This is a genomic window from Pseudoalteromonas sp. MMG012 (assembly GCF_018100875.1).
GTDB lineage: Bacteria > Pseudomonadota > Gammaproteobacteria > Enterobacterales > Alteromonadaceae > Pseudoalteromonas > Pseudoalteromonas aurantia.
The window spans coordinates 1-8,069 of sequence record NZ_JAGJEF010000121.1; the positions used below are offsets into that span (position 1 = coordinate 1).

Here is an 8,069-nt window from a genome sequence, read left to right on the forward strand (position 1 = left end):
TTTATACCCAAAGTACATTCCCCCAATCTGACCTATCCAATTAATATATGGTCGTTTTGGGCTCATTATGCATTTGCGCATTCTTGGGTGCTGACTTGGCGTGCAACGGCCACTTTTTTAGTACTGTGGGCTGCGGACATTATTCAAATTATGCGGCCTGATTTACTACACTGGTATATGTTAGCTGCGGTACTTATTAACCAGCTTTGGTGGTCAACATTAATGATTGAAACCAACCAGCATTTACAAGAAACACGCTTATTTTGGGAGTCTTTGGGTAAGTATAAGGATATTAAACGTGTGCAAATTTTTTTATTATCAATATTATGCATTATATTGTGGTGTTGCTCTGGCTTTTTACTGGGCTTTGACATCTACATGAGTGGTGCTTTACTTTGTATGCCTGCTCTTATGTATAGTGCTGTAAATAAGCCGAAACTCACGGCAGTTGTATGGGCTTCAAGTTCTATCTCCTTGTTTGTAATTAAAGTGATCACTTAATGGATTTATATCCATTTAGTGAAACCAGCCATCATGCTAGCAAGCCAAATGGCTTATTCATTATGCTAAAGGTGACGGGTGTAGAATAACGAAACATTGAAATTTTTGCCTGATTACTACTTCATGTACCTGCTGTAATACCTAAACATTTATTTAATACAATTGAATTTAGGAGTATTACATTGTTGCATGGTTACAAAAAAGCCAGCAGGTGCTGGCTTGTTTAGGGTTGGGTTGATCTTATCTTGATGGGTTCTTACATATTTAGACAACTAAGCCTATGCTGCATCTACCCCCTGGACTGTCGGTTTAGCAGCTTTCCCGGCCATAAGCTCACTGGGGTCAAAGTCATCGACATTGATCACCGCAAGACGTTTGGCTTCAACCTCAGCGAGTTGTGTTGCCTCATCTTCATTGAGAATTTTTGCGTCAAGTCCCATTTGGGCGACTTTGTCTAATTGTGTGAATGGCAGTTTTTGCCCTTTGGCGCGACACACTTTATCAAACAAGGGCTCCACAGCAAGGATGTCTTTTAAAGTCTGTTCTTGTCTACCAATTAGGTTTAAAGGTTCATCCGTTAAATAAATATGAGCAGCAAGCCTGTCTCTTGATTCATTTGGTGTTTGTAGCAAATGTGCAAGTTTGTGTTCTAACGTGTCAGTTGGTTTACGAATAGGTCTACCAAATGGGAATAAAACCAGTTTTAATACGGCACGTAATGGTGCTGATGGCATATTATTGATGAGATCTGCCAATGCGCGTTGGCACAAGTATAAGTGCTCCTGACAGCTCCACTGTACAAATGGCAAATCTTCTTTCTTACGACCTTCATCATTGTAGCGCTTAAGCGTTGCAGAAACAAGGTAAAGGTAACTGAGTAAATCACCTAGTCGTGCTGAGATACGCTCTTTTCGCTTCAACGAACCACCAAATACAGCCATACAAATGTCTGACATAAGCGCTAAAGATGCGCTATACCGACTTGCGTTACGATAAAAAACTGCCGTTTCATCGTTATATGGTACTTTAGTAAAGCGTGCCCCCGTTAGTGCTAACCATTTAGTGCGTACAAGGTTTGATATTGTGAAGCCAATATGGCCCATTAATGATGAATCAAAACTGTCAAGTGCGGCTTGTTTGTCACTCATGCTTACGGCATTAAGTTCAGCCAGTACAAATGGGTGACAACGAATAGCACCTTGTCCATAGATGATCATATTACGGGTTAATATGTTTGCGCCTTCAACCGTGATGGCGATAGGGGCACCTTGATAACCGCGGCCTAGATAGTTATTTGGGCCAAGGCAGATACCTTTACCACCATGAATATCCATCGCATGCATCGTAGATGCGCGCATTTGTTCTGTTAGGTGGTATTTTAAGATGGCAGACACGACTGAAGGTTTTTCACCTAAGTCAACCGCACCGGTAGACATACTCACTGCAGCATCTGTGCTATAAGCGTAGCCAGCTAATTTTGCGAGAGATTCTTCAACCCCTTCCATTTTACCAATTGGTAATTTGAATTGACGACGAATACGACTATACGCACCGCTTGCTAGCGCTAAAGATTTTATCCCACCAGTCGAATTTGACGGTAAGGTAATAGCGCGACCAACAGATAGACACTCAACCAGCATACGCCAGCCTTGGCCTGCCATTTCTGGGCCACCTATAATGTAGTCAATGGGTACAAATATGTCATCACCTTGTGTTGGCCCGTTTTGAAACGGTACGTTTAAAGGAAAATGACGACGACCGATTTTAACACCTGGCGTTGTTGTTGGTATCAAAGCACAGGTAATACCTGGTTCTTTTTCTTCGCCTATCAAGCCGTCGGGGTCACGCAGTTTGAATGCTAACCCTAACACAGTTGCGACTGGAGCAAGCGTAATATAACGTTTGTTCCATGTTAATCGAATACCTAATGTTTCTTTACCTTCCCATTCACCTTTACACACAATACCATAATCAGGAATTGCCGAGGCATCGGAACCAGCTTCTGGTGACGTCAATGCAAAACATGGGATCTCTTGTCCCTTAGCAAGACGGGGTAGGTAGTGGTCTTTTTGCTCTTTAGTGCCGTAATGTTGTAATAATTCACCCGGACCAAGTGAGTTAGGTACACCTACAATAGATGAAAGTAATGTTGATTTACTCGTGAGTTTTTGCAGCACACATGATTGTGCAAAAGCTGAAAATTCAAGGCCACCATATTGCTTTTTGATGATCATGGCAAAGAATTTGTTGTCTTTTAAATATTGCCAGACATCTTGTGGTAAGTCAGTTAGCTCGTGGGTTGCTTTCCAATCATCAAGCATTGCACAAACTTCTTCAACAGGGCCATCAAGAAACGCTTGCTCTTCGACGGTTAACCGAGGTTTTGGGTATTGATGTAATTTTTCCCAATTAGGATTTCCGCAAAAAAGATCAGCTTCCCACCACGTGGTTCCAGCATCGATGGCTGATTTTTCCGTGTCAGACATGGTAGGTGTAACTTTTTTGAATGCCTTGAATAACGGAGCAATAATATATTGCTGACGAATGTTAGTGAGTGATAATGGTACAGTGATGGCTAGAAAGACTAACCAGGTAAGTGCACCGAATGCACTTGCGAATGTACCAATTAACAATGTTATTGCAGCTATCCCTACGCAAGTGTTCCAGCTGGCTCGATGATAGCTCGCTGCGCCAAGAAGCGCGAGCAAGGCTAGGGTAAAAATGAGTGTCATTTTGTTCTTCCTTATTAGAGGTCCGACCACCCAGTAAGACTAGCGCTTAAAAGGGGTCTTTTCAAGAGAAAAAACAGCGCCAATTCTGGCATATGTAAATTTATTGTATGGATGATTGATAAGAAAGCATACTTATCAATATATAAGCGAATAAAAATAGGAGTTGCTATGCATACTGTTTTAGCTAAATAACCTCAGGTTTGGATAAGGGTTTTGGAATAGGAAATATTTTGTAAACAAACTTACGTACAATCCAATGATGATATTTTGTTCAATATCAAGGCGCTTTTATGCAGTAATAGCGGGCTATTACAAATGAAAGCAACGCCGAGAGTGAGAAAAATAGCTTTATTGGGCAAAGTCGCTTATCCAGAGCTGAGGTTAAATAGTACAAAGAAATCTAAGCAAAAAAGTGTTTTTTTTGTAATTTTAAAGTTGCATTCGCAAGTGGACGATCTATGTTTAATGTAGTCATAAAACAGGAAGGAACCTAAAATGATGAGCTCGACCATTTCTATAATTATATCTTTAACGGCAACATGGATGTCTTTTAATATTTATACTCCTGCAGTTTTTATCAGCTTATTTTTTTGCCTTGTAAGTGCTTACTTTGGTTATCACCGTTGTTTGTATACTGCACTCTTTATTGCTTTCAGTAGTGTGATGGCAATATTAATGAGCCCACTGATTTTGTTACCCGAACAAAAGCAAGCAACTCTTATGGTTTTGATGCTTATCATTGTCATGTTTGCGGGAATTGGAGCTGGTATACATAAATTAAAAGGGCGGTAAGTTATAACAAGCGGCCCGTTTGAAGCTCGCATTTACTTAGGGCTTAGGTATACAATACGGCCTATGTGTGTACGTTGGAATAGTAAATGAAGATCTTAGCTGATCAAAATATGCCGTTAGTCGAAGAATACTTCTCTGATTTAGGCGATGTTAAGCGTTTTGATGGTAGGAATTTATCGCCTGATGCGCTGAGTGATATAGATGTTTTACTTACCCGATCTGTTACTCAGGTTGATGCGCAGCTATTAAGTAAAGCTGACAATTTGAAATTTGTTGGCACAGCAACAATCGGAATTGACCATATTGATACAGCTTTACTATTGCAGAAAAACATAGCTTTTAGCAGTGCGCCAGGTTGTAACGCGATAGCGGTTGCAGAATATGTTATTAGTGCTCTTTATGCATATAGCCAAGAGACAAATACAGGTTTGGCAGGAAAAAGCCTCGCGATAATTGGTGTAGGTAATATTGGTCAATGTTTGCGTGACAAATTACACAGCATGGGAGTTACACTGTTACTGTGCGACCCCATACGTTACGCTGAAGGCACTTTAGATGAACATATTGAACTTGACGTGGCCTTAGAGCAAGCGGACTTTGTTACTTTTCATGTACCATTAATCAAAGATGGTAAACATAAGACACAGCATTTACTAAATGCCGAACGCATAGCTAAATTAAAAGCGGGCATGTTGATTATTAATGCTAGCAGAGGTGATGTCATTGACAATAAGGCTTTGTTGGTCGCGTTGCGCTCAGGTAAGCAGTTAGAGCTGGTGTTAGATGTATGGGAAAATGAGCCTAATATACTGACCGATCTCCTGCCATATGTTCGGTTTTCCAGTGTACATATTGCGGGACACACGCAAGAAGGGAAAGCACGCGGAACCCAAATGCTTTATCAAGGTGTATGTCAGTTACTTGATGTCGCTGCAACGAAGGAGCTAGCTGACTTTTTACCTATACCGGCTCTTACCAAGTGTCATATTGAAGAAACGCTGAGTGAGCATGATTTAGGTCGTATTGTTCACTTAGTTTATGATATTCGCCGTGATGATGGATTACTTAGAGGTAATTTAACAACGCAAGGGTTTGATAGTTTACGCAAGAATTATCCGCCTCGTAGAGAATTTAGTACACTAAGTATTGAAAACCGTAGTGGACATGGTGCGATGTTAGCGCAGCTAGGTTTTAATGTAATTGAAAAGAATGAGGAATAGCATGTCGCAAAAATTTAACGTGGCAGTATTGGGCGCAACTGGGTTAGTTGGTCGTCAAATTATTGAGACTTTACAAGATAGAAAGTTCCCTGTTGATCAGCTATTTGCACTTGCAAGCAGTCGCAGTGCAGGGGAAGATATTGACTTCCGTGGTGAGAAAATTGAAGTGTTAGATGTCGAGAACTTTGATTTTTCTGACGCGCATATCGGCTTATTTTCAGCAGGTGGAAGTGTTTCCGAAAAGTATGCTCCTATTGCAGCTGAAGCCGGCTGTGTTGTTATTGATAACACTTCACATTTTAGATATGACTTTGATGTGCCTCTTGTGGTGCCAGAAGTTAACAAGGAAAGCCTAGCTGATTTTCGTAATCGTAATATTATTGCAAACCCAAATTGTTCAACAATTCAAATGATGGTTGCGCTAAAGCCAATCTATGATGCTTATGGCATAGAGCGTATAAATGTATCTACATATCAAGCAGTGTCAGGTGCAGGTAAAGAAGCTGTTGATGAATTAGCAAAGCAAACAGCAAATTTAATGAATGCGCGGCCACTAGAGAATAGTGTGTTTAGTAAACAAATTGCGTTTAACGTTATTCCACAAATTGATAGTTTTCAAGAAAATGGTTATACCAAAGAAGAAATGAAGATGGTTTGGGAAACGCAGAAAATACTAGGTGATAGCAGTGTGCTAGTAAACCCAACAGCAGTTAGGGTTCCAGTTTTTTTTGGTCATGCAGAAGCAATTCATTTAGAAACACGTATGCCTCATGATATTGAACATATTAAACAATTACTGAATGATGCACCAGGCGTCGAGTTTGTTGAAGATGAGCAAGATTATCCTACCCCAGTTGGGGACGCCAGTGGTAATGATACCGTGTATGTTGGCCGCTTACGCCAAGATATTTCTCACCCTCATGGTCTAAATTTGTGGGTGGTATCCGATAATACTCGTAAAGGTGCAGCAACGAATAGTGTACAAATTGCTGAAGAACTGGTTGAAAACTACCTTTAGTTCAAACAGTTGATTGTAAAGGGCTGCTAAGAGGCAGCTCTTTACCCCTTTTGTTAAATATCACGTCAAAGAATTGCCCCCCTGAAAACTAAGAAGTTTTACTCCTCATCATAAACTATTATAAGCATGTTAAATTTCAATACGTTGCAATGGATATTCGTAGACAACTGGTTTATAGTTTGCAATTGGAATAGAGCTTGCAAAAGCTACCTGTTAGCATTATTAAATGTTTGGCGAGATGCTGAACATTGTACAGAAAGGATCAACATGCGCGGTTTCGTCTTTTTTTGTATCTTTGCCTTGGCACTGATCACCATGCCCGTCTTTACGCAAGAGGTTGCTCAAATCAAGGGCCCCAAAGACGCTGATTATGGCATGCAAGGTAGAACGATAGGGCCTATCAAACCTTCAGACACTTTATGGCGAATTGCTAAAAAGGTGCGCTCCGACGAGTCTGTAACTATTTATCAAGTAATGAGTGCGTTTTATACAAAAAACCCTGACGCATTTTTAGATAAAAACCTCAACCATATGCGTGATGGCGCATATTTACGTATTCCAACTTTGGGAGAAATGCGCAAAGAAAACCCAACGTTTGCGAAACAAAAATCGGATCAAGATGATGCCTTATGGGAAATGAAAAAAAATGGCATGCTTGATAATACTTCTATTGAAGAGGCAAATAGAAAAGTTACTCAAGCTCGCCAGGTTGATGTTGAAAAAGCTAAAGTAGAATTAACAAATAGACTTAAATCATTGCAAATGGAGCAAGACTCCAAGTTACTTGAATTGCAAAATCAATTTAAAAACTCAGTGAGCAGTGTCCAAGACATTCTAGAAGAAAATAACAAACTAAAAAAGAAACTTGGCGATATATCTGATGAGTTAAAAACAGTTAGAGATCAACTTGGACAAGATAGCCAGATACAGCAACAGCTAAAATCAGTCATTGATTTACAGAATGAATTGTTAGCTCAACAAGCAGAACAAAAACAAAGTAATACGGGATTTAGTGGGGAAGATATTCTCTCTAATCCCATCATGTTGCTACTAATGTCAATATTACCAGCGTTGTTGGCGATTGGTGGAATCATATTTTTTCTGAAGAAGCGCAACCAATCACCTACCTCTAATGACAGTAGTGAGGACGAATTTCTTCCTCAAACGTCAAACGATCCACTTGACTTAGATATTCCACCTGTTGTCGCACCAGAAACGCCAGAGGAAAGTGTTCAGTTGGACGATGGTATGCTGCCGGAAGATGATGACATTATGTTTGATTCTTTAGAGGACGACTCCTTTGAAGAAAGTAATGATACCTTAGATGCTGATGAATTAGACGGATTATTGAGCGATGATATTGTATTTGATGACGAAGCTGATGAATTAAATAGTGGGGATGATTTAGATGATTTCTTGCAGCAAAACTTTGATGAGCCAGATGCATTAGGAGACGAAGTCGCGTTAGATATTGAGCAATCTGAGGACGATATATTAAGTTCTGGCGACATAGATGATTTGTTTGATGAAGTATCTAATGCAGATGAAAGTAATGATGATGAATTAGATATTAGTGATGATGCACTTGCCGCATTGAGTGAGGAGCTAGCTACCGATCAACAAGAAGATGTTGATATTGATTCTATTTTAGACGAAGCGTCACCAACTGATGATGTAGATGTTGGTGATGATGACATAGATTCATTACTTGAGAGCTCAACTACCTTAGATAGTCAATTGGAGGACGATTTAGGGCTAGATGATATTGATGGTCTATTAGACGAGGCTGCTGCGGAACCTGAACTG

Annotated in this window: 6 protein-coding genes; 5 read left to right on the top strand and 1 reads right to left on the bottom strand. The window is 40.1% G+C overall.

Annotated elements, in window-relative coordinates:
* Positions 1-501 (top strand): DUF6136 family protein (locus J8L97_RS21915; protein ID WP_211052780.1); only part of this gene is annotated, 501 nt, incomplete at its 5' end.
* Positions 502-779: 278 nt separating this feature from the next.
* Here the strand turns inward: J8L97_RS21915 and fadE are convergent.
* Positions 780-3,233, bottom strand: coding sequence for an acyl-CoA dehydrogenase FadE (gene fadE / locus J8L97_RS21920; protein WP_210998577.1), 2,454 nt, complete (start codon positions 3,231-3,233; stop codon positions 780-782).
* Positions 3,234-3,776: 543 nt separating this feature from the next.
* On the opposite strand from fadE, the gene J8L97_RS21925 reads away from it, so the two are divergent.
* The 4 genes from J8L97_RS21925 to J8L97_RS21940 form a co-directional block, all read left to right on the top strand.
* Positions 3,777-4,025 (top strand): DUF6419 family natural product biosynthesis protein, encoded by a 249-nt coding sequence (locus J8L97_RS21925; protein ID WP_192508099.1) that lies wholly within the window; start codon positions 3,777-3,779, stop codon positions 4,023-4,025.
* Positions 4,026-4,111: 86 nt separating this feature from the next.
* Positions 4,112-5,245, top strand: coding sequence for a 4-phosphoerythronate dehydrogenase (locus J8L97_RS21930; protein WP_211052782.1), 1,134 nt, complete (start codon positions 4,112-4,114; stop codon positions 5,243-5,245).
* A 1-nt stretch (position 5,246) separates the two neighbouring features.
* A complete protein-coding gene (locus J8L97_RS21935) occupies positions 5,247-6,263 on the top strand; it encodes an aspartate-semialdehyde dehydrogenase (protein ID WP_211052783.1) in 1,017 nt (338 codons plus the stop codon).
* 267 nt (positions 6,264-6,530) lie between these two features.
* Positions 6,531-8,069: FimV/HubP family polar landmark protein (locus J8L97_RS21940; protein WP_282098574.1), on the top strand; the 1,539-nt coding region annotated here is incomplete at its 3' end.

What these genes read in the sequence shown, in the direction of transcription:
- fadE (WP_210998577.1), bottom strand. Translation starts at nt 3,233, where the DNA reads ATGACACTCATTTTTACCCTAGCCTTGCTCGCGCTTCTTGGCGCAGCG.
- J8L97_RS21925 (WP_192508099.1), top strand. Translation starts at nt 3,777, where the DNA reads ATGTCTTTTAATATTTATACTCCTGCAGTTTTTATCAGCTTATTTTTT.
- J8L97_RS21930 (WP_211052782.1), top strand. Translation starts at nt 4,112, where the DNA reads ATGAAGATCTTAGCTGATCAAAATATGCCGTTAGTCGAAGAATACTTC.
- J8L97_RS21935 (WP_211052783.1), top strand. Translation starts at nt 5,247, where the DNA reads ATGTCGCAAAAATTTAACGTGGCAGTATTGGGCGCAACTGGGTTAGTT.